The sequence below is a fragment of the Billgrantia bachuensis genome, assembly GCF_011742165.1.
Lineage (GTDB): Bacteria > Pseudomonadota > Gammaproteobacteria > Pseudomonadales > Halomonadaceae > Halomonas > Halomonas bachuensis.
Map to the genome: position 1 here is coordinate 13,793 of NZ_JAAQTO010000007.1, position 20,741 is coordinate 34,533.

Annotated in this window: 23 protein-coding genes and 1 other RNA gene; 6 read left to right on the forward strand and 18 right to left on the reverse strand. The window is 63.3% G+C overall.

Annotated elements, in window-relative coordinates:
* Positions 1 to 24: 24 nt before the first annotated feature.
* From HBJ55_RS03490 to rsmI, 5 genes are all read right to left on the reverse strand, one after another.
* A complete protein-coding gene (locus HBJ55_RS03490; RefSeq protein ID WP_167111097.1) occupies positions 25 to 1,734 on the reverse strand; it encodes a peptidoglycan D,D-transpeptidase FtsI family protein in 1,710 nt (569 codons plus the stop codon).
* Positions 1,731 to 2,060 carry a cell division protein FtsL gene (gene ftsL, locus HBJ55_RS03495; RefSeq protein ID WP_167111099.1) on the reverse strand — a complete coding sequence of 110 codons (330 nt, stop codon included), beginning with the start codon at positions 2,058 to 2,060 and terminating at the stop codon, positions 1,731 to 1,733. Before ftsL ends, HBJ55_RS03490 begins: the two co-directional genes overlap by 4 nt.
* Before the next feature lie 8 nt (positions 2,061 to 2,068).
* Complete coding sequence (gene rsmH / locus HBJ55_RS03500) at positions 2,069 to 3,025, reverse strand: 16S rRNA (cytosine(1402)-N(4))-methyltransferase RsmH (RefSeq protein WP_167111101.1); 957 nt, start codon at positions 3,023 to 3,025, stop codon at positions 2,069 to 2,071.
* 65 nt (positions 3,026 to 3,090) lie between these two features.
* An RNA gene (gene rnpB / locus HBJ55_RS03505) (RNase P RNA component class A) lies at positions 3,091 to 3,455 on the reverse strand.
* A gap of 52 nt (positions 3,456 to 3,507) precedes the next feature.
* A complete protein-coding gene (gene rsmI / locus HBJ55_RS03510) occupies positions 3,508 to 4,365 on the reverse strand; it encodes a 16S rRNA (cytidine(1402)-2'-O)-methyltransferase (protein ID WP_167111103.1) in 858 nt (285 codons plus the stop codon).
* A gap of 101 nt (positions 4,366 to 4,466) precedes the next feature.
* On the opposite strand from rsmI, the gene HBJ55_RS03515 reads away from it, so the two are divergent.
* Genes HBJ55_RS03515 through HBJ55_RS03530 form a run of 4 tightly spaced genes read left to right on the forward strand, consistent with a single transcriptional unit; the run spans position 4,467 to position 7,801 of the window.
* Positions 4,467 to 6,233: a penicillin-binding protein activator gene (locus tag HBJ55_RS03515; RefSeq protein WP_167111105.1), complete on the forward strand. Its 1,767-nt coding sequence runs from the start codon at positions 4,467 to 4,469 to the stop codon at positions 6,231 to 6,233.
* Positions 6,217 to 6,585, forward strand: a complete 369-nt coding sequence (locus HBJ55_RS03520) for a YraN family protein (RefSeq protein WP_167111107.1) — start codon at positions 6,217 to 6,219, stop codon at positions 6,583 to 6,585. Before HBJ55_RS03515 ends, HBJ55_RS03520 begins: the two co-directional genes overlap by 17 nt.
* 38 nt (positions 6,586 to 6,623) lie before the next feature.
* Positions 6,624 to 7,217 (forward strand): phosphoheptose isomerase, encoded by a 594-nt coding sequence (locus tag HBJ55_RS03525; RefSeq protein WP_111414259.1) that lies wholly within the window; start codon positions 6,624 to 6,626, stop codon positions 7,215 to 7,217.
* A gap of 5 nt (positions 7,218 to 7,222) precedes the next feature.
* Positions 7,223 to 7,801, forward strand: a complete 579-nt coding sequence (locus HBJ55_RS03530; protein ID WP_167111109.1) for a BON domain-containing protein — start codon at positions 7,223 to 7,225, stop codon at positions 7,799 to 7,801.
* Positions 7,802 to 7,879: 78 nt separating this feature from the next.
* Here the strand turns inward: HBJ55_RS03530 and HBJ55_RS03535 are convergent, their stop codons facing one another.
* The 8 genes from HBJ55_RS03535 to zapE all read right to left on the reverse strand — a co-directional run bounded on the left by HBJ55_RS03535 (position 7,880) and on the right by zapE (position 14,213).
* Positions 7,880 to 8,365, reverse strand: a complete 486-nt coding sequence (locus HBJ55_RS03535; RefSeq protein WP_167111111.1) for a ClpXP protease specificity-enhancing factor — start codon at positions 8,363 to 8,365, stop codon at positions 7,880 to 7,882.
* Positions 8,366 to 8,414: 49 nt separating this feature from the next.
* Positions 8,415 to 9,041, reverse strand: a complete 627-nt coding sequence (gene sspA / locus HBJ55_RS03540) for a stringent starvation protein SspA (RefSeq protein ID WP_167111113.1) — start codon at positions 9,039 to 9,041, stop codon at positions 8,415 to 8,417.
* Between the two features lie 149 nt (positions 9,042 to 9,190).
* Positions 9,191 to 9,958, reverse strand: a complete 768-nt coding sequence (locus HBJ55_RS03545; protein ID WP_167111115.1) for a cytochrome c1 — start codon at positions 9,956 to 9,958, stop codon at positions 9,191 to 9,193.
* Entirely contained in the window at positions 9,958 to 11,217 is a 1,260-nt protein-coding gene (locus tag HBJ55_RS03550; RefSeq protein WP_167111117.1) for a cytochrome b, read from the reverse strand. The genes HBJ55_RS03545 and HBJ55_RS03550 overlap by 1 nt, the downstream gene beginning before the upstream one ends.
* Complete coding sequence (gene petA / locus HBJ55_RS03555) at positions 11,217 to 11,816, reverse strand: ubiquinol-cytochrome c reductase iron-sulfur subunit (RefSeq protein WP_167111119.1); 600 nt, start codon at positions 11,814 to 11,816, stop codon at positions 11,217 to 11,219. The genes HBJ55_RS03550 and petA overlap by 1 nt, the downstream gene beginning before the upstream one ends.
* A 209-nt stretch (positions 11,817 to 12,025) precedes the next feature.
* Complete coding sequence (gene rpsI, locus HBJ55_RS03560) at positions 12,026 to 12,415, reverse strand: 30S ribosomal protein S9 (RefSeq protein ID WP_167111121.1); 390 nt, start codon at positions 12,413 to 12,415, stop codon at positions 12,026 to 12,028.
* Between the two features lie 13 nt (positions 12,416 to 12,428).
* Positions 12,429 to 12,857 carry a 50S ribosomal protein L13 gene (rplM, locus tag HBJ55_RS03565; protein ID WP_167111123.1) on the reverse strand — a complete coding sequence of 143 codons (429 nt, stop codon included), beginning with the start codon at positions 12,855 to 12,857 and terminating at the stop codon, positions 12,429 to 12,431.
* A gap of 171 nt (positions 12,858 to 13,028) precedes the next feature.
* A complete protein-coding gene (gene zapE / locus HBJ55_RS03570; RefSeq protein ID WP_167111125.1) occupies positions 13,029 to 14,213 on the reverse strand; it encodes a cell division protein ZapE in 1,185 nt (394 codons plus the stop codon).
* Positions 14,214 to 14,419: 206 nt separating this feature from the next.
* On the opposite strand from zapE, the gene HBJ55_RS03575 reads away from it, so the two are divergent.
* Positions 14,420 to 14,902 (forward strand): ZapG family protein, encoded by a 483-nt coding sequence (locus HBJ55_RS03575; protein ID WP_167111127.1) that lies wholly within the window; start codon positions 14,420 to 14,422, stop codon positions 14,900 to 14,902.
* An 18-nt stretch (positions 14,903 to 14,920) separates the two neighbouring features.
* On the opposite strand, the gene HBJ55_RS03580 is transcribed toward HBJ55_RS03575, so the two are convergent.
* Positions 14,921 to 15,682 carry a Nif3-like dinuclear metal center hexameric protein gene (locus tag HBJ55_RS03580; RefSeq protein WP_167111130.1) on the reverse strand — a complete coding sequence of 254 codons (762 nt, stop codon included), beginning with the start codon at positions 15,680 to 15,682 and terminating at the stop codon, positions 14,921 to 14,923.
* A gap of 101 nt (positions 15,683 to 15,783) precedes the next feature.
* Here HBJ55_RS03580 and HBJ55_RS03585 point away from each other — a divergent pair, with 101 nt between their 5' ends.
* Entirely contained in the window at positions 15,784 to 16,992 is a 1,209-nt protein-coding gene (locus HBJ55_RS03585; RefSeq protein WP_167111132.1) for a Do family serine endopeptidase, read from the forward strand.
* A 24-nt stretch (positions 16,993 to 17,016) separates the two neighbouring features.
* Here the strand turns inward: HBJ55_RS03585 and hisD are convergent, their stop codons facing one another.
* Genes hisD through HBJ55_RS03605 form a run of 4 tightly spaced genes read right to left on the reverse strand, consistent with a single transcriptional unit; the run spans position 17,017 to position 20,633 of the window.
* A complete protein-coding gene (hisD, locus tag HBJ55_RS03590) occupies positions 17,017 to 18,339 on the reverse strand; it encodes a histidinol dehydrogenase (RefSeq protein ID WP_167111134.1) in 1,323 nt (440 codons plus the stop codon).
* A 42-nt stretch (positions 18,340 to 18,381) separates the two neighbouring features.
* The gene (gene hisG, locus HBJ55_RS03595) at positions 18,382 to 19,044 is read right to left on the reverse strand and encodes an ATP phosphoribosyltransferase (RefSeq protein ID WP_167111136.1); all 663 of its coding nucleotides are present in this window, start codon (positions 19,042 to 19,044) and stop codon (positions 18,382 to 18,384) included.
* A 43-nt stretch (positions 19,045 to 19,087) separates the two neighbouring features.
* On the reverse strand, positions 19,088 to 20,350 hold the full coding sequence (gene murA / locus HBJ55_RS03600; protein WP_167111139.1) for a UDP-N-acetylglucosamine 1-carboxyvinyltransferase: 1,263 nt from the start codon (positions 20,348 to 20,350) through the stop codon (positions 19,088 to 19,090).
* 13 nt (positions 20,351 to 20,363) lie between these two features.
* A complete protein-coding gene (locus HBJ55_RS03605) occupies positions 20,364 to 20,633 on the reverse strand; it encodes a BolA family protein (protein ID WP_167111141.1) in 270 nt (89 codons plus the stop codon).
* Positions 20,634 to 20,741: the final 108 nt, after the last annotated feature.

Genomic DNA, 20,741 nt, shown 5'->3' on the forward strand with positions numbered 1-20,741 from the left:
CCTCTGTCGTGAAAAAGGCAGGATTCATCTTGCACGCTGGTCCGGCGGCACATCGAGGAGACGCAGGGCGCTGCCCGTGACGCGCGAGAACACAGGGGCTGCCACGGCACCACCGTAGTACTCTCCCGCCCGGGGATTATCGATCATGACGATGGTGACGATACGCGGGTCGGAGACGGGAGCGATGCCGGCGAACAGGCTGCGATAGGCATTTTCCTCGTAGCCGCCCCCCGACGTCTTGCGTACGGTACCGGTCTTGCCCGCCACCCGGTAGCCCGGTACCGCCGCTCGCCGGCCACCCGTGCTCGGCTGCACCGACTCCTCCATGATGCGCAACAGCTCGTGGGCCACCTGCGGATCGATGGTCGGGGTCCCTTGTGGAGCCTCGTCCAGCTTGAGCAGCGAAGGCGCCATGCGCACACCGCCATTGGCCAGTGCGGTATAGGCGCTCGCCAGCTGCAGAGCGGAAACCGACAGGCCATAGCCGTACGACAGTGCAGCCCACTGGCTGCGCGACCAGCGTACCGGTGCCGGCAGGTGCCCCACGGCCTCGCCGGGAAAGCCGGTCTCGGTACTCTGACCGAAGCCGAGCCGCCGATAAAGGTCGGGAACCAGCGGGTCGTCGAGTTCGAGTACCAGCTTGGACATGCCGATATTCGACGACTTCTCCAGGATGCCGGCCAAGTCGAGCCTGCCATAGTTGCGGATGTCACGGATAGTGAAGCGATCGATGCGCATCCAGCCCGGCGACGTATCGACCACCACATCGCTGTCGAAGTGCCCGCTCTCCATGATTGCCGCCATGGCCAGCGGCTTCATCACCGAACCCGGTTCGAAAACGTCGACGATGGCCTGATTGCGCAAGCCGCGCGGATCAAGACCGGCACGGTTGTTGGGGTTGTAGGAGGGCTGATTGGCCATGGCCAGCACCTCGCCGGTACGGGCATCCATCATCACCACGACGCCGCCATCGGCCTCGTGCTCGGCAACCGCCGCCTTCAGCTCACGGTACGCCATGTACTGAAGGCGCTGATCGATGGACAGGGTCAGCTCACCGCCCGGCTGAGCCTCGCGCAGGACCTCCAGGTCGCGCACCAGGCGTCCGCGTCGGTCCTTGATCACCCGACGCTGGCCCGGGGTACCGGCCAGATAGGGCTGGTAGGCGAGCTCCACCCCCTCCTGGCCCGTATCGTCCACGTTGGTCACGCCCAGCAGTTGGGCGACCACCTCGCCAGCCGGATAGTAGCGCTTGTATTCATGCTGGGCGTAGACCCCGGGCACGCGCAGGTCGAGGACGCGCTGGGCGGCCACGGGGGTCAGTTGGCGCCGCAGGAACATGAATTCGCGCTCGGCAAAACGCTCCAGCCGAGCGTCGAGATCGTCCAGTGCCATGCCCAGCGCCTGCGCCAGCATCAGTCGTTGAATACGGTCCTGCGGTACTTCCTGAGGGTTGGCCCAGAGCGTCACGACCGGCGTGGAGATCGCCAACGGTTCGCCGTTGCGATCCGTGATCATGCCGCGATGAGCAGTCAACGACTCGGTGCGCAGAGTGCGCGCATCGCCCTGCCCCTGAAGAAATGGCCGGTCGAAGACGTGCAGGGTCACGATACGACCGGTCAACAGCAACAAGCCGAGGATCACCGCACCCAGTACCACGCCATAGCGCAACCCACCCATCGGGGTCACGGGCGACCGGCGCCGTGGCGTCACCCCGCTGCGGACGTCCGTGCTCATGGCCTGATGACCTCGACTTCGTCGACGTGGGGCAGACGCATCTCGAGGCGTTCGACGGCCAGTCGCTCGATGCGCGACGGTGACGACCAGGCGCTCTCTTCGAGCAGCAGTTGGCCCCACTCCGTCTGCAACTGGTCGCGCTCCCGCTCGAGCTGTTGCAACCGCACATATTGCATACGGGTCTGGTGGCTGGCATTGATCACCGCCGTGGCACTGACCAGGCAAGCCAGCAGCAGGCCCAGGACCAGCAGCAGGCGCCAGCTCGGTAGCCGAGCCGGACGCCAGGCAACGCGCAGTATTCGGGGAGACAACCGTCCTTGCGCCATGCCGTTCCTCACGTCAGCTTGCGTGCAGCGCGCATCACCGCGCTACGCGCGCGCGGGTTGGCTTCGACCTCAGCCGGCGTGGCCCGCTGAGCCTTGCCCAGCATCGCCAGGCGCTTGGCGAGCTGCTCCTCCCGCACCGGCATGCCTCGCGGCAGATCGGTATCGCCGCGCACGTGCTCACGGATGAAACGCTTGACCCGGCGATCCTCCAATGAATGGAAGCTTATCACCACCAGGTGACCGCCCGGTGCCAGTGCCTCCAGCGCTGCCGACAGTGCCTTATCCAGCTGTTCCAGCTCGCCATTGATGTGGATACGCAGAGCCTGGAAGGCGCGCGTTGCGGGGTGCTTGCCCTTCTCCCAGGCGGGATGGGCCGCCTTGAGCACAGCAGCCAGGTCGCCGGTACGCAGGAAGGGTTGTTCCGCGCGACGCGTGACGATGGCTCGCGCCAGGCGCTTGGCGAAGCGCTCCTCGCCATAAGTCTTGAGAACATGAGCGATATCGGACTCACGGGCCCGGGCCAGCCAGTCGGCGGCACTCTCGCCTTGACTCGGGTCCATTCGCATGTCGAGAGGGCCGTCACGCAGGAAACTGAACCCCCGCTCGGGGTCGTCCAGTTGTGGCGACGAAACACCGATGTCCAGCAGCACTCCATCAAGCTTTCCATGCAAGCCATGGCGTCGTGCGATGTCGCCCAGGTTGGCGAACTCGCCCTGCTCGATGGTAAAGCGGGGATCACTCAACGATCCCGCCGCTGCAACGGCCTGGGGATCGCGATCGATGGCGAGCAGGCAACCCTCTGTGTTCAGCCGTTCGAGGATGGCACGCGAGTGACCGCCACGGCCGAAGGTGCCATCCAGATAAGTCCCGCCAGCGTCGTGAACGAGCGCATCCACGGCACCGTCCAGCAGCACGCTGGCATGACGAAAGCCATGTCGGCTCGGTTCAGCTGCGGATGGCGGCATGCACTTTCCTGGCTCTTGAACTGGATGAATGCACCGGCCACAGCCGGTAGCGGAGGGTGCGAATTAGGGGGAGTCGGCCGATAAGCCGGGTTCTGTCGTGGACAGCCATTCCTCTAGGAGCCGCGTCACCACGGCCCTCCAGCAACCTACCCGAACCCGACGCGGGCCACGCCATTGGGTTCCTATTTGGTCTTGCTCCGGGTGGGGTTTACCGTGCCACGCACTGTTGCCAGGCGCGCGGTGCGCTCTTACCGCACCCTTTCACCCTTGCCGGCCTCCCGCAGGAGACGTAGGCGGTCTGCTCTCTGCTGCACTTTCCGTCGGCTCACGCCGCCCAGGCGTTACCTGGCACCCTGCCCTATGGAGCCCGGACTTTCCTCCCCCGCATCGACCGTGAGATCGATTCGGCGGCGACTGTCTGGCCGACTCCGAGCGCAAGAATACCAGCGCACACGAGGCCTCTCAATGTCTTTCCACGCATGTCAGCGCGCTTCCTTGAGCGCCTGAACACGGCTGTACCACTCTTTCTTGGCACCACCCAGCAAGCGCGACGCCACCGCCGCGGCCTGCTTTACCCCAACGCCTTCGGCGAGCAGCGCCTTCACAATGGCATCGGCTTCCAGGCTGGCAATATCCGTACTTTCACGCGCCTCGGCTCCAGCCACCATGATCACGAACTCGCCGCGGGACTGGTCGGGATCGGCCTCCATCCACGCCAGCAGCGCCGAGGCGCTGCCGTCGAGAAACGTCTCGAAGGACTTGGTCAGCTCCCTGGCGAGCACCAGCCGCCGCTCGCCGAACACCGTCGCGATGTCTGCCAACGTGTCTCGGATACGGTGCGGCGACTCGTAGAAAACCAGTGTCTCGGTATGCTGCCCCAGCGCTTCCAGGCGCTGGCGTCGCCCTCCTCCCTTGGCCGGAAGAAAGCCCAGGAACAAGAAACGATCGGTCGGCAGGCCGGCCGCACTTAGCGCAGCCACCAGGGCACAAGGGCCCGGTACGGGCACGATACGGCGCCCTCGCATTCGCAGCTCCCGTACCAGTACGAAGCCCGGATCGCTGATCAATGGCGTCCCCGCATCGCTGACCAAGGCGATGCTCTCGCCACGCCGCAGCCGCTCGTCAAGCTGCTCGACCCGTGCCGCCTCGTTGTGCTCGTGCAGCGAGAGCATGGCGGGTGAGAGCCCCAGGTGACGCAGCAGGCGAGAGGTGTGGCGGGTGTCCTCCGCGGCAACCAGGTCGACCGACCCCAGCACCCTGGCCGCCCTGGGACTCAAGTCCTCCAGATTCCCAATCGGCGTGGCGACCACGTACAATGTGCCCAGATCAGTGTCAGACATGGCGGTTCCTCAATGAGACTGTCGGGCTTGGCCGAATGTGGTTGATCGTCGGACCCAGAGTCAGGCCTGCGCCTCCTGAGCCTGCAGACAAGGAAGAATTCATGCTGAAAATGCCCCGCGGCCTGCTGGCCATCGTGCTCCTCGCCCTCCTGATGGCCGGCTGCGCCCCACCCGGACTCGTCGAGCGCGTGCCCGACGACGACCCCGGCTACCTTCTCGAGCAGGCCGAGCAACAAGCCCCCGAGCAGGCCGCACTCAGCCGACTCGAGGCGGCCGACATCCTAGCACGCCGCGGCCAGCGCACCCAGGCGCTGGAGGTTGCCCGCGAGATCGACGATACCCGGCTACCCGCCGACTACCGTTTGCATTGGGCCATGCTGCTGTCGGAGCTCGGAGAAGAGCTCGAGGAACCCTGGGCCGTTGTCCAGGCCGGCCAGTTGCTCGACGAGATCGAGATGCCACGCGATGCCGGCCTGATCCTGCGCGAGCGTGTGGGCCGCGCCCTGGCACAGATCGACGAGCATCGCGCCGCTGCCGAGATGCTGATGTACGTACAGGCACGCACTGACCGGGAAACGCTCAACGATAGCATCTGGGCCTCGCTTTCCCGCCTCGAGGCCAGCGGGCTGGCCAGCTTGCGCGAGGGAGCCGACGAGCTCACCCAGGGCTGGCTGGAGCTTGCCAGCCTGGTGCGCGAGAGCGACGGCGACATCGAGCGCCTGTTCACTCGCCTGGAATCCTGGCGTGAGCGCAACCCCCAGCATCCGGCAGCCCGCAGCGTGCCTGCCGAACTTCTGGCGCTGCGGGAACTGCGCGGCAAGGAGGTGCGCCATATCGCCGTCTTCTTGCCTACTGGCGGCCCCTTGGCCAGCGTTGCCGAATCGATTCGTACCGGCATCCGCATTCACCATCTGCATAGCGTGGAACGCAATGGCGGCGTGCGCCTCACGTTCCTCGATAGCAGCCAGGGCAACCTCGACGCCCTCTATAGCGAAGCGCGCAACCTTGGCGCCCAGGTGGTCATCGGCCCGCTCGACAAGAATAAGGTCAGCGAACTCGAGGCCCGTGACAGCGTCCCGTTACCGACGCTGGCGCTGAACTACGGCGAAGGTGCGACGAACCGGGCCGAAGGGCTGTTTCAATACGGCCTGTCGGCCGAGGACGAGGCGCGCCAAGTTGCCCGGCGCGCCCGTGAGGATGGCCATCGCCGTAGCGCTCTGCTGGTGCCGAACAACGAGTGGGGTGCACGGGTCGGCCGCGCCTTCGAGGACGAGTGGCGCAACCGTGACGGAGTCATCACCAATGCCGTCGCCTACGATCCGCGCGGCTCCGCTACCGAGAGCACGCGCCGCGTGCTTGCCGGCGGCCGCCCCGACATGCTGTTCCTGCTGGCCCTACCCAGCTATGCTCGCCAAGTGCCACCGACACTCGACTACTACGATGCAGCGGACCTGCCGATCTATGCCACTTCGCATCTCTACGAAGGTCGCCCACAGCCGCTGCTCGACCATGATCTCGACGAGGTCAACTTCGTCGACATTCCCTGGCAGATCCCCGACGCCGCCGTGGGTGGCGTGGAAGCGCTACCCTACCTCGCCAGCTTTCAGGAGCTGCAGCAGGATGCCGACCCCTCCACTTTCCGCCTGATGGCTATGGGCGTCGACGCCTACGAGCTGGCGCGCCGGCTGCCGCAATTTCAGCTGCTGCCCGAAAGCGAGATGTTCGGTGCCACCGGCCTGCTGGCGTCCGGACGCGACGGTCGCATCGAGCGGCGGCTGCCCTGGGCACGCTTCGAGCGCGGTGTGCCGCGCCCTATCCTGACCTTCGACATCCTCGACGCTGGCCAGGACGATGACCGGCCCCTCTGACGCCCGCGCCCGCGGCGCACGCATCGAGCGCCTCGCCGCCGAATGGCTCTCGGCACGCGGCCTCACGCTCATTGCCAGCAATCAGCAGTTCAAGGGCGGCGAACTGGACCTGGTGATGGGCGATGGGGAAACCCTGGTCTTCGTGGAGGTTCGCCATCGCGCTGACGTGCGCCACGGTCACCCACTGGAGACCGTCACCGGCTCCAAACAGCGCCGCCTGGTCCATGCGGCGCGTTTTTATCTGGCGCGTAACCGGCTATCATGTCCCTGCCGTTTCGACGTGCTGGCCGTGACCGGCATCCCGCCCGCGCTCGATTTCGAATGGGTACAGGGCGCCTTCGAAGCGTTCTGACCGGCCTTATCGTTCGTTCCGCGACAGGACTCGACAGAATGGATTTTCAGCAACGCATACTCGGCCATTTCAACGCCAGCATCGATACCAAGACCTACGCCAGTGAGGTGCTGCCTCCCTTCATCGAAGTTGCCAGCCAGATGATGGTTCAATGCCTGGTCAACGAAGGCAAGATACTGGCCTGCGGCAACGGAGGCAGCGCGGGTGACAGCCAGCACTTCTCCTCCGAGCTGCTCAACCGCTTCGAACGCGAGCGCCCCAGCCTGCCGGCGCTGGCGCTGACCACCGATACCTCGACGCTGACTTCAATCGCCAACGACTACAGCTATAGCGAAGTCTTCTCCAAGCAGATCCGAGCTCTCGGCCAGCCCGGCGACATCCTGCTGGCCATCTCGACCAGTGGCAACTCTGGCAATGTCATCCAGGCGATTCAGGCCGCTCATGACCGTGACATGGCCGTCATTGCCCTGACCGGTCGCGACGGTGGCGACATGGCCTCCCTGCTTGGCCAGGACGATTGCGAAATACGCGTCCCGGCCACTTCCACGGCGCGCATTCAGGAGGTTCACCTGCTGGTGATCCACTGTCTGTGCGACCTCATCGATGAACAACTCTTCGGCAGCAGCGAGTAACCCCAATGACCTCAACCAGACTCTTCGCTTGTCTTCTGGCCTCCCTGGTTCTGACCCTCAGCGGCTGTACTGCGGTAACCGGCGTCACCAATCCCGGCACCATCGACGAAAACTACGGCAGGCGCACGCTTGGCGCCCAAGTAGAGGATGAGAGCATCGAGACCAAGATTTCGCACAACCTGCGCCGCAGCGATGCCCGGCTCGGCGATGCCCGCATCAATGTCGACAGCTACAACGGTATCGTGCTCCTCACCGGCCAGGTACCCAGTGAAGAGCTGAAACAGAAGGCCAACGAAGTGGCCTTGGAGGTACGCAACGTACGCGACGTGCACAACGAACTCTCCATCGCCGCCAACCTGCCGGCAAGCCAGCGCCTTTCGGATACCTGGACCAATACCCGCATCCGCACGGCCCTTGCAGCAGACGAAAGCATCGACACCGGCCGGCTGCGCTTCATCACAGAAAACGCCACGGTCTATATCATGGGCATGGTCAGGCGGGCCGAAGCAGACCGCATCGTCGATGCCGTTGCCGATGTCGGCGGGATACAGCGCATCGTAAAGGTCTTCGATTACCTCGACTGAACGCGCATCACGAAGCACTGAATGCAGAACGGCAGGCCGAGGCCTGCCGTTCTGCTGCGTGGTCGACATGACCGGCAGCTACTTGATCACTCTCAGCGAAGGCCGCTTCTTGGAAGCCGTCTTGCCAGCGGATGACGCCTTGCCGCGCTCCGACTTCTCAGCACCCTCGTCGTCCCGCTCGCCGTCAATATCTACGCTACTCAGCTCGGGCTTGTCCCCGGGGGCACCCTCCTCCTGCTGAGGCATCGGCATGATCGGCTCATGACCGAACACCATACCCACACCGTTCTCCTTGGCATAGATGGCCACCAAGGCCGGCATCGGCACGACGACCTGCATGGGTTGCCCACCGAAGCGAGCATGAAACCTGACGGCATCGTTCGCGATGTGCAGATCGCGCACCGCAGTAGGCCCGACGTTCAGCACGATCTGGCCGTTCTGCACGAACTGACGTGGCACACTGACGCCTGGCTGCTCGGCGTCGACCACGATGTAAGGAGTATGCTCATTGTCCAGAAGCCACTCGTAGAGGCCTCGGGCCAGATAGGGGCGGCTCGACAACATGGCGTTCAGCCCTCCAGTCTGTCGGCGTCGGGCAGACCCGACGCCAGGTTCAGGCGCGCATTTCGCGCTCGTTCTCGCTCAGCGCCGACACGAAGGATTCTCGCTCGAACAAGCGCTCCATGTAGGCTACGAGCGGCTTGACCTGCTTCTCCGGAAGTTCGATTCCCAATACCGGAAGACGCCATAGAATCGGCGCGATACAGCAGTCCACCAGCGAAAACTCCTCGCTCATGAAGAAAGGCACGTCCTCGAAGATCGGTGAGATACCGACCAGACTCTCACGCAGTTCCTTGCGTGCCTTTTCCACCTCCTTCTTGCCACCGCTCACGATCTGCTCGACGAGAGGGCACCACTCCCGCTCGATGCGATGCATCCAGAGCCGGCTCTGGGCTCGCGCCACGGGATACACCGGCAACAACGGAGGATGAGGAAAGCGCTCGTCCAGGTATTCCATCATGACCTTGGATTCATAGAGCGCCAGGTCGCGATCGACCAGGGTCGGCACGCTGTTGTAGGGGTTCAGGTCGGCAAGCTCCTCGGGACGCTGGTCACCATTGACTTCGACGATATCGACCGCCACGCCCTTTTCGGCGAGCACGATGCGTACGCGATGACTAAGGTGATCATCGCTCCCCGAGTAGAAGATCATCGACGACCGCTTGGCCACTACACCCATGTAACAATCCTCGCATCAATTCGAACCAGCATGATAGCACGCACCCCAGGCTGCGGGTGGCATGTACTTTCTGACTTGAAACAACACGCAAGGGGCGCATGGCATGTGACCATGCGCCCCCCGCGGCACAACCGACCGATTCAATCGAATCAGTGAATATCGCGCCAGTACTCGCGCTTGAGCAGGTACGCCAGCACACCGAAAATGAAGATGAAAATCAGCACCTTCGGACCCAGCGCCTGAGCATGCAGCTTGGTCGGCTCGCCCACGTAGGCCAGGAAGTTGGTCAGGTCATAGACCGCCTCTTCGAACTCCTCGGGCTCCATGCTTCCCGGCTGGGTCACCTGCAGTACTTCACAGGACTGGTACTTGCCGGTCAGCGGGTCGAGCTCCGCCCCATGAACGGGGCGATCCGTCTCGGCACAGACCTTTTCCTGCACGCCCTGCAGCGGCTCCAGCACATTGGGCATGGCTACCAGGTCGAACACCTCGTTGTTGACCCCATTCGGACGCTCGGGGTCGCGATAGAAGGTCAACAGGTAGGAGTAGATCCAGTCGGTGCCGCGCAGGCGCGCCTCGAGCGTGAGATCGGGGGGCGGCGCACCGAACCAACTCTCCCCATCGTCGGTGCTCATGGCGTTACCCATCTGGTCGTTGTAGGCCAGATCCGAAGAGAAAATCAGATTCTCCTCGACGAGCTCCTGAGGGATGTCGAGATCTTCGGCGGCACGCGCAAAGCGCTGATGTTCGAGCGAATGACATCCCATGCAGTAGTTGACGAAGAGCTTCATGCCTCGCTGCAGAGACGCCTTGTCGTGGAGATCCGGCGTCATCGAGTACGGCACGCTCTCGCCACCTGCAGCCATCGCCGTGAAGGGCACCAGCGCGAAGAGCAGTGCGAACAGTTGCTTTTTCATTAGCCAGTCACCCTCTCCGGAACGGGTTTGGTATTCTCCATCCTGGTGTAGAAAGGCATCAGCAGGAAGAAGGCGAAGTAGATCGCCGTGCAGATCTGCGCCAGCACGGTTCGGCCATCGGTTGCCGGCAGCACGCCCAGCACGCCGAGGATCACGAAGCTGATGGCGAACAGCGCCAACATCACCTTGGACATCCAGCCCTTGTAGCGCATGGAGTTCACCCGGCTGCGGTCGAGCCAGGGCAGCACGAACAGAACGGCGATGGCCGCCCCCATGAAGACCACGCCGAGGAACTTGGCATCCAGCCCGAAGAGCGAGAAATTGATCGCCCGCAGGATGGCGTAGAAAGGCGTGAAGTACCATACCGGCGCGATATGATCCGGCGTCTTCAGCGGGTTGGCAGGCTCGAAGTTCGGCTTTTCGATGAAGTAGCCACCGCCCTCCGGGAAGTAGAACACCACCGCGCAAAATACGAACAGGAACACGGCCACGCCGAACACGTCCTTGACCGTGTAGTACGGATGGAAGGGAATACCGTCGATCGGCTTGCCGGTCTCATCCTTCTTGTCCTTGATGTCGATGCCATCCGGATTGTTGGAACCGACTTCATGCAGAGCAATGAGGTGCAGCACCACCAGCGCCAGGATCACGATGGGCAGCGCCACCACATGGAGAGCGAAGAAGCGATTGAGGGTAATACCGGAAATCAGGTAGTCGCCGCGCACCCACTGAGCCAGGTCCGGGCCAATCGCGGGAATCGCCGAGAACAGCGAGATGATCACCTGAGCGCCCCAGTAGGACATCTGCCCCCAGGGCAGCAGGTAACCCATGAAGGCCTCGGCCATCAACGCCAGATAGATCGCCATGCCGAAGATCCAGACGAGTTCGCGAGGCGCCTTGTAGGAACCGTAGAGCAGGCCACGGAACATGTGCAGGTAGACCACTACGAAGAAGGCGGAAGCGCCGGTGGAATGCATGTAGCGGATCAACCAGCCCCACTCCACGTCGCGCATGATGTACTCGACGGAAGCGAAGGCACCCTCGGCCGAGGGATTGTAGCTCATGGTCAGCCAGACGCCGGTGAGGATCTGGTTGACGAGCACCAGCAGGGCGAGAGAGCCGAAGAAGTACCAGACGTTGAAGTTCTTGGGCGCGTAATACTTGGACAGATGCTCCTGCCACATCTGCGTGGCAGGGAAGCGGTCGTCCACCCAGCGCATGAACCCGCTTTCTGCCTTGACACGATTCGGGTTACCCATCAGGCGGCCTCCTCATCTTCGCCGACGACAATCACGCTGTCGCTTTCAAAGCGGTACGGCGGTACTTCAAGATTGGTCGGAGCCGGCACGTTGCGAAACACGCGACCCGCCAGATCGAAACGCGAGCCGTGACAGGGACAGAAGAAACCACCCGGCCAGTCGTCCGTTCCCACTCCCTCGGCGTTCGGCTCCGGACGGAACAGCGGTGAGCAGCCCAGGTGGGTACAGATACCGATCAGCACCCCGATCTCGGGCTTGATCGAGCGCAACGGACCGGTGACATAGCTTGGCTGCTGCGGCTCTTCTGAATCGGGATCGGCCAGACGTGAAGGGTCGAAGTTCTCGGTACGCTCCATCATGTCGGGGGTACGCCGAACGACCCAGACCGGCCTTCCGCGCCACTCGACAGTCATGCGTTGCCCCGGCTCCAGCTTCGAGACATCCGCAGTCACTGGCGCCCCAGCCGCCCTTGCCCTGGCACTCGGCTGCCAGGAAGCCACAAAGGGAACCGCCACTCCCACGGCACCCACCGCCCCTACGACGGTGGTTGCACCAAGGAGGAGACGGCGCCGCCCTTTGTTCACGCCGTTGTCTGCCATTTTATGGTTTCTCCCATCAGCTTACCCGTTGAACCGCACGGAATGAGTTCCGTAGCCACGGATACCAAATCCGCCATATATTAAGGAATCAAGCCGCTTGGTACAAGGCGAAACAGTCCTGACCAAGGTGGAATTCAAACCGCAATTGCTTGAAATAAAAATAAAAAAACCCGGGCAAACGCCCGGGTTTTTGTTCCGATTTGATGCAATTAGCGCTTGGAGAACTGCGGGCGACGACGCGCCTTGCGCAGGCCAACCTTCTTGCGCTCCACCTGGCGTGCATCGCGAGTGACGTAGCCAGCGGCGCGAAGAGCCGGACGGAAGTCCTCGTTGTACTCCATCAGGGCACGGGTAATGCCGTGACGAATGGCACCCGCCTGGGCAGAGCCACCACCGCCCTTGACGGTGACATAGACGTCGAACTGGCCGGTCGTCTCGGTCAGCTCGAGCGGCTGACGAACCACCATGCGGCCGGTAACGCGACCGAAATATTGGTCCAGCTCACGGCTGTTGACGGTAATCTTGCCGGTTCCCGGCTTGAGGAAAACACGGGCAGTAGATGTCTTGCGGCGCCCGGTACCGTAATACTGTTGTGCCATGGTGATGATCCCCTCAGATGTTCAGTTCTTGCGGCTGCTGGGCGGCGTGCGGATGTTCGGCGCCGGCATAGACCTTGAGCTTGGAGTACATGGCGCGCCCCAGCGGGCCCTTCGGCAGCATGCCCTTGACGGCAGACTCGATCACGCGCTCCGGCGCATGCGCAATCATCTTCTCGAAATTCATGGAGCGAAGACCGCCCGGGTAACCGGTGTGCCGGTAGTAGGTCTTGGCCTTCGCCTTGTTGCCGGTAACCTGCACCTTCTCGGCGTTGATCACGACGATGTAATCGCCGGTATCGACATGAGGGGTGAATTCGGGCTTGTGCTTGCCACGCAGACGGCGAGCGATTTCGGTAGCCAGACGGCCGAGCGTCTTGTCCGCCGCGTCGACGACGTACCAGTCGCGCTGCACGCTCTGCGGCTTAGCAGTGAACGTTTTCATGGAGAAACCACCACAAGATCAATCAAGTGCATTGGACCCCGAACACCCATGGCGTCAACGGGATCATCCCTATTTTTCTTGGTTGCCTGCCCATCAAGCAGCGGCAACGGTCGAGAAGCGCGTATTCTACAGGATTTGCGCGCAAGGATTAAAGCCTTATCTGGCTTTCGATCAAGGCTTGTGCGGCAGAGCGAGGTACTCGTGCGACTGCATCTCCTGCAGTCGCGACAGGGTGCGCTGAAACTCGAACTCGAGGCGACCGCCGGCATAAAGCGACTCCGCCGGCACCTCGGCCGACATCAGCAGCTTGACGCCGCGATCGTAGAACTCGTCGACCATGTTGATGAAGCGGCGCGCCTGATCGTCGGTCGCCGCGCCCATCCTCGTCACGTTGGAAACCAGTACGGTGTGGAATTCGCGGGCAAGCTCGATGTAGTCGTTCTGGCTGCGCGGCCCGTCGCACAGCTCTCGAAATTCGAACCACACCACGTCGTCATGCAGGCGGCGAGCCCTTAACACGCGGTGGTTGATCTCGATCGACACATCGGCTTCGCCGTCATGCCGGGCGATCTCATGGAAGCTTCGCGCAAGCTCACGCTCCGCCGCCGCATCCAACGGCGCATGGAAGATCTCGGCACGCTCCAGGGCGCGCAGGCGATAATCGATGCCCGAATCCACGTTGACCACGCGGCAGTGGCGCTTGATCAGGTCGATGGCCGGCACGAAACGAGCACGCTGCAGCCCATCCTTGTACAGCTCATCGGGCACGATGTTCGAAGTGGCCACGAGCACCACGCCGCGCTCGAACAGCGCTTCGAGCAGGGTGGCAAGGATCATGGCATCGGTAATGTCCTTGACGAAGAATTCATCGAAACAGATCACCCGCGCCTCGGCGGCGAACTTGCCGGCGATCAGCCGCAACGGGTTCTTCTCGCCCTTGTAGTGCTCCAACTCGTTGTGCACCCGCTGCATGAAGCGATGAAAATGGGTGCGCATCTTGTCGGGAAAAGGCAGGGAGTCATGGAAGGTATCGACGAGATAGGTCTTGCCACGTCCCACCCCGCCCCAGAAGTAGAGTCCCTGGATCGCAGGCAGGACCGGCTCTTCCACCTCCGCGCCGCGCTTGCCGAACAGGCCCGCCACCCTGGACTTGAGGCTACGCCCAGTGGTCACGGCCCGCGACTCGGTCCTCGGCGAGGCCACGAGCTGGTCATAGAGACGCTGCAGATGCTCGACGGCCTGCTCCTGAGCAGGGTCGTAGTGAAAATCATCGCGCTCGAGGTCGGCCCGGTAGCGTGCCAGCGGCGTACCGGCAGCAGCCGAATGGGAACCCGCAGACGTCACGGTCGCGCACATGGAAGATTCCTTGCTGATCTGGCTCGTATCGTTGCAGGCCCCGCATTATACGCATCTCGAGCGCTGCGCGCAGAAAAATGGGGTCTGGCGATATTCACCGAGCGTTGACCCGCCGGCTGCCAACGCTTCTATAATGGGCCGGCCAGACATGGCCCGAACCGGGCGGTGGCAAAGCACCGGCGTGTTTCTGTATCAGGGAGAACTTTGTGGATTACGGCAATGTGAACTGGATCGTGGCCATCGTCAGCCTGCTGATCGGCCTTGGCATCGGCGCCATCGGCTATCGCGCACTTGGCGCCTCGGCAACCCGCACGCAGAAGCTGCGGCGCCAGGCGGCTGAACGTGAGCGCGAGTTGAACGAGCTTCGCGAAGGCATGAACGAACACTTCAGCCAAGTCGGCATGATGGTAAGCAACATCCAGCGCGAAATGCGCACCCTCGAGCACCGCCTGACCGAGGATGCCAGTACGCTGCACTGCGATGCTCCCGCCACTCGCCAACTGAAGTCGTCCAAACAGCTCAAATCGGCCCATCAGCTCAAGTCGGCCGACCAGCCGGCCCTGACCGGCAGCGACGACATACCGGCACCGCGCGATTACGCCGATGGCTCCGGCGGCACCCTATCGGAAGATTTCGGCCTCAAGCCCAGCGACGACAAGCGCGAGACTCCGCAACCTCCGCGCTACTGACTCGTCGGCCCTCACACGTCAGGCCGGATTGTCGATATCGACGAAGCGATGCTCAACGCCGAACTCCCGCGCCAACCATGCCCCCAGTGCCTGAACACCGTAGCGCTCGGTGGCGTGGTGACCCGCAGCCAGATAGTGAATGCCGAGCTCACGCGCCAGGTGCGTGGTGCGCTCGGATATCTCGCCCGAGATGAACGCCTCGGCTCCGGCCTCCCAGGCCTGGACGATCATGTCCTGTGCACCACCGGTACACCAGGCCACCCGACGTATCTCGCCACCGCCGGGCGCCTCGATGAGCAATGGCTCGCGTTCCAGACGCTCACCGAGCTGGCGAGCCAGGAGAGAGGGGGAAGCGGCCTCGGGCAGGCTGCCGAGCCACACCAGCCCCTGACCCAGCTCACCGTCGGCACAGCCCTCTACCCGAAAGCCGAGCCGGCGGGCAAGTTCGGCATTGTTGCCCAACTCGGCGTGGGCATCGAGCGGTAGATGATAGGCCAGCAGATTGATGTCGTTGAGCAGCAACGTACGAATGCGCCGCTGCTTGATGCCGGTGATCGGCACTGGTTCGTTCTTCCAGAAGTAGCCGTGATGAACCAGCAGCAGGTCCGCCCCCCACGCCACCGCCTCGTCGAGCAGTGCCTGGCAGGCAGTCACGCCACTCATCACGCGCCGCACTTCGTCACGCCCCGCCACTTGCAGACCATTGACGGTATAGTCCTTGAACGCGGGGGCGTTGAGCAGGGTATCGCAGGCCCGCACCAGGTCGGTTCGCAAAATCATTCCTGCCTCCCGGACAGCACTTCGATGACAGTGTTACAATCGGCCCCATTGTAACGACTGAGCGGGATATCATCGACTGCCCGCCGACCAGGAAACGCCGCATGCGTCGTTCTCTCATTGCCTATACCCTGCCCGTCCTCATCGGCGTGCTGCTGGCCATTGTCTTGCTGAATACCTTCCCACAGCTGCTGCGAAGCCCGCCGGCATCGGATAGCTCCTCCCGACCAGCGCCGCCCACCGAAGTACAGCAAGTGTCGCGGCCCTCCCCCGAGCTTCAGCAGGCCCCTCCTCTGGCGCGTCAGCAGGGACCGGTCAGCTATTCGACAGCAGTCGAAAAAGCCGCACCGGCAGTCGTCAATATCTACTCGTCGCGGGTCGTGGCGCGCGAGGAGCACCCGCTGATGTCGGATCCGTTCTTCCGCCAATTCTTCGCCGACGATCTGCCGTCCCAGCAGCGCCTGCTGTCGAGCCTGGGCTCCGGCGTCATCGTCAGTGAGGATGGCTACGTGCTGACCAACCATCATGTCATCGATGGCGCCGACGAGATCCAGGTAGCCCTGCGCGACGGCAGGGAGACACTCGCGGAAGTGATTGGCACCGACCCCGAGAGCGACCTGGCCGTGCTGCGCATCGACCTGGATCAACTGCCGGTAATACATCTCGCCGATACCGAGGACGTGGCAGTGGGTGATATTGCCATGGCCATCGGCAATCCCTTCGGCGTGGGACAGACCGTCACCATGGGCATCATCAGCGCCACGGGGCGCAGCCACCTGGGGCTGAGTGCCTACGAGGACTTCATCCAGACCGACGCTGCCATCAACCCGGGCAACTCCGGGGGTGCCTTGATCAACGCCGAGGGTTCACTGGTGGGGATCAATACCGCCATCTTTTCCCGCTCGGGAGGCTCGCAAGGGGTTGGCTTCGCCATTCCCACGCGTCTGGCACGCTCCATCCTGGAGGCTCTGATAACCCAGGGCCGCGTGATTCGTGGCTGGCTGGGCATCGAAGCACAGGAGATGACGCAGGACCTGGCGGCCTCCTTCGGCCTGCAGGCACCGCGTGGCGTAGTCATTTCCGGGGTGGTGCCGGACGGCCCCGCGGACGAGGTCGGTCTGCGCCCAGGCGACGTACTGCTGGAGGTCGATGGGCGCCCCATCCTCGATGCCCGCGCCGCCATGAGCGACATCGCAGCTATCGAGCCGGGAGCCACGCTTCCCTTGACCGTGGTACGCAGTGGCGAGAAGTTCACCGTCGAACTGGAGGTGGGTGAGCGCCCGCTACCGCCTAGCCGGCTTCACGAGCGCTGACGAGTGCCTGGCAAGTACCAGGCACTATTCCTTGATACGGTACTCGGCGGAACGGGCGTGGGCCGTCAACGACTCGCCGCGAGCCAGTACCGAAGCTATCGCACCCAGCGTCGATGCTCCCTCCTCGGAGCAATGGATGACCGAAGAGCGCTTCTGGAAATCATAGACACCCAGCGGTGAAGAAAAACGCGCCGTACCCGAGGTTGGAAGCACGTGGTTGGGTCCGGCACAGTAGTCGCCGAGCGCCTCGGCCGTGTAACGCCCCATGAAGATGGCACCGGCATGGCGCACCTCCGGCAGCAACGCTTCCGGCTCGGCCATGGAAAGCTCGAGGTGCTCCGGGGCGATACGGTTGATCAGGCATACGGCCTCGTTTCTATCACGGCAGCGGATCAGGGCCCCGCGACGCGCCAGCGACTGGCGCACGATCTCCTCGCGCTCCAGCGTCGGCAGCAACTTGACAATAGCCGCCTCGACCTCGGTCAGGTGACGCTCGTCCCAACTGACCAGCAGTGCTTGGGCATCCTCGTCGTGCTCGGCCTGGGAGAACAGGTCCATGGCCAGCCACTCAGGATCGGTACCACCGTCGGAGACGATCAGAATCTCCGAAGGACCGGCGATCATGTCGATGCCCACCTGCCCGAAGACGGCCCGCTTGGCGGTTGCCACGTAGATGTTGCCCGGCCCCACGATCTTGTCGACCCGCGGCACAGTCTCGGTACCATAAGCCAAGGCAGCCACCGCCTGGGCCCCCCCGATGGTAAAGACATGATCCACACCGGCCAGGTGGGCCGCCGCCAGCACCAGCTCGTTGATCACCCCATCGGGGGTAGGCACGACCATGACGATTTCGCGCACACCCGCAACGTGAGCCGGAATGGCATTCATCAATACCGACGAGGGGTAGGCCGCTTTGCCACCCGGCACGTAGATGCCGGCCCGATCCAACGGTGTGACCTGCTGACCGAGAACGCTGCCGTCCTCTTCGACGTAGGACCAGGAAGTCGGTCTCTGGCGCTCGTGATAGACCCGTATGCGCTCGGCAGCCCGGGCCAGCGCCTCGCGCTGCTCAGCCGGAAGACCGACATAGGCCCGCTCCAGCCGCTCGCCGCCAAGGGTCAGCTCGTCCATCGTCGATACCGACAGGCGGTCGAAGCGCCCGGTGTACTCGATCAAGGCTGCGTCGCCCCGCCTACGAACCGCCGCGATGATATCCGCGACTCGCTGCTGCACCTCGGCATCCGAAACGCCCTCCCAGGCCAACAGCGCATCCAGGCGCGCCTCAAAGTCGGCATCCTCGGTGGATAGACGGGCCATGTCGACGGAATCAGCTAGGGTTTCGCTCATGATGGCATTCGCCTCCACGTAAGAATGTTGTCGTGCTCCCGATCAGGTCGCGGGGAGTTCCACCGCCGGGCGGCGTTGCTCCACCGCCTGGGAAAGCCGCGCGATCAGCGGCTTGAGACGCTCATGCTTCATGGTCATGGCGGCTTTGTTGACGACCAGACGCGTGCTGATCGGCGCGATCAGCTCACGTGGCGACATGCCGTTGGCGCGCAGGGTGTTGCCGGTATCGACGATATCGACGATCTCGTCGGCAAGGTTCATCAGCGGAGCCAGCTCCATGGCCCCGTAGAGCTTGATCACTTCGGCCTGGATGCCCTGCTCGGCGTAGTAGCGGCGCGCCACGTTGACGAACTTCGTCGCCACCCGACGGCGGGCTCGTGCGGCCACGGCGCCGTCGATGCCGGCCGTCATCAGCTTGCACTTGGCGATCTCGAGATCCAGCGGCTCGTAGAGCCCCTCGGCACCGTGCTCGAGCAGCACGTCCTTGCCCGCCACGCCCAGATCGGCGGCGCCCAGTTGTACGTAGGTGGGCACGTCGGTGGCGCGGATCACTACCAGCTTGACGTCGTCGAGGTTGGTGTCGAAGAGCAGCTTGCGGCTCTTGCCCAGATCCTCGGCCGGCACGATGCCGGCATCCGCCAGCAATGGCAGCGTCTCGTCAAGGATGCGGCCCTTCGACAGGGCCAGAATCAATTGCTTGCTCATGGTCTCGCCTATGGTCGGAAGCTGCGGGCTTCGCCTGTCCCACTCAACCGGGGATGCGACGAATCCGGGCTCCCAGCAGTTGCAGCTTTTCTTCGATGCACTCATAGCCTCGATCGATGTGATAGATACGATCGACCAGAGTCTCGCCCTCGGCCATCATCGCCGCGATCACCAGCGAGGCCGATGCACGCAGGTCAGTTGCCATCACCGGAGCGCCCGAAAGTCGTTCGACCCCGGTAATCATCGCGGTGTTGCCTTCCAGAGCAATTTGCGCTCCCATGCGGTTCAGTTCCTGCACATGCATGAAGCGGTTCTCGAAGATGGTTTCCACGACGTGCGAGGCACCGTCCGCCACGGCGTTGAGCGCCACGAACTGAGCCTGCATGTCGGTGGGGAAGCCCGGGTACGGTGCGGTGCGGATGTTGACCGGACGCGGACGACGCCCCTCCATGTCCAGCTCGATCCAGCCATCACCGATGGCTATCTTGGCACCGGCCTCCTCGAGCTTGGCCAGCACCGCTTCGAGGATGTCGGAGCGGGTATTGCGCACCCGTACACGACCCCGCGAGAGCGCGGCGGCAACCAGGAAGGTGCCGGTTTCGATGCGGTCGGGCATGACGTCATGATAGGCACCGTGCAGCCGCTCGACGCCATCGATGATGATGTTGTTGCTGCCGTGGCCACGAATCTTCGCGCCCATCTTGATCAGGCATTCTGCAAGATCCACCACCTCGGGCTCGCGCGCGGCGTTCTCGAGTATCGTGGTGCCCTCCGCCAGGGTTGCAGCCATCAACAGGTTTTCGGTGCCGGTGACGGTGACGGTATCGAAGAAGATGGTGGCACCCTTGAGCCTGCCGTCGACCCGGGCACGAATATAGCCGCCTTCGACGCGAATTTCCGCCCCCATGGCTTCGAGACCGCGAATGTGCAGATCCACCGGCCGCGAGCCAATGGCGCAGCCTCCAGGGAGCGATACGTCGGCATGGCCGAAATGCGCAAGCAAAGGCCCAAGCACCAGGATCGAGGCACGCATCTTCTTGACCAGCTCGTAGGGAGCGTGGCAATCGCGCACCTGGGAGCCATCGAGCTGGATGGTCATCTTCTCGCCCATCACCGGCTCGGCGCCCATGCGCCCCAACAGCTCGAGGGTGGTGGTAATGTCCTGGAGATGCGGCAGGTTGCCGATGGTTACCGGCTCGTCGGCCAGCAGGGTAGCGCACAGGATGGGCAGTGCCGCGTTCTTGGCACCGCTGGCCCAGACCTCGCCATCAACGGGGCCATTGCCGGTAATGATCAACTTGTCCATGTGTTTTCGACCGTCAGGCGCCCTGGCTGGGTGAAGCCGCATTCTCCGGCGCACTAGCCCACTGCGCCGGCGTGTAGGTCCTGATACTGACGGCATGCACGGCACCGGAGGCAATCTCCTCCGCGAGGGCACCATAGATTAACTGCTGCCGCTTGACCGGCGACAAGCCCTCGAAAGCATCGCCCACGGCGATGACCTGGAAGTTGCAGCCTTCGCCCTGGATATAGAAATCGCAATCCTCGAGGCGTGCCTCGAGCAGCGCCTTGACGTCACTGGGTTGCATGAAAAACGGAACTCCTGTGGGACGAATGGAGCGGCACGCAGGCCACCAAGGGCCAGTGCCAGGAACAAGAATCCCTACATGGTAAAGAAAAGCATCGCGCTTGGCGAT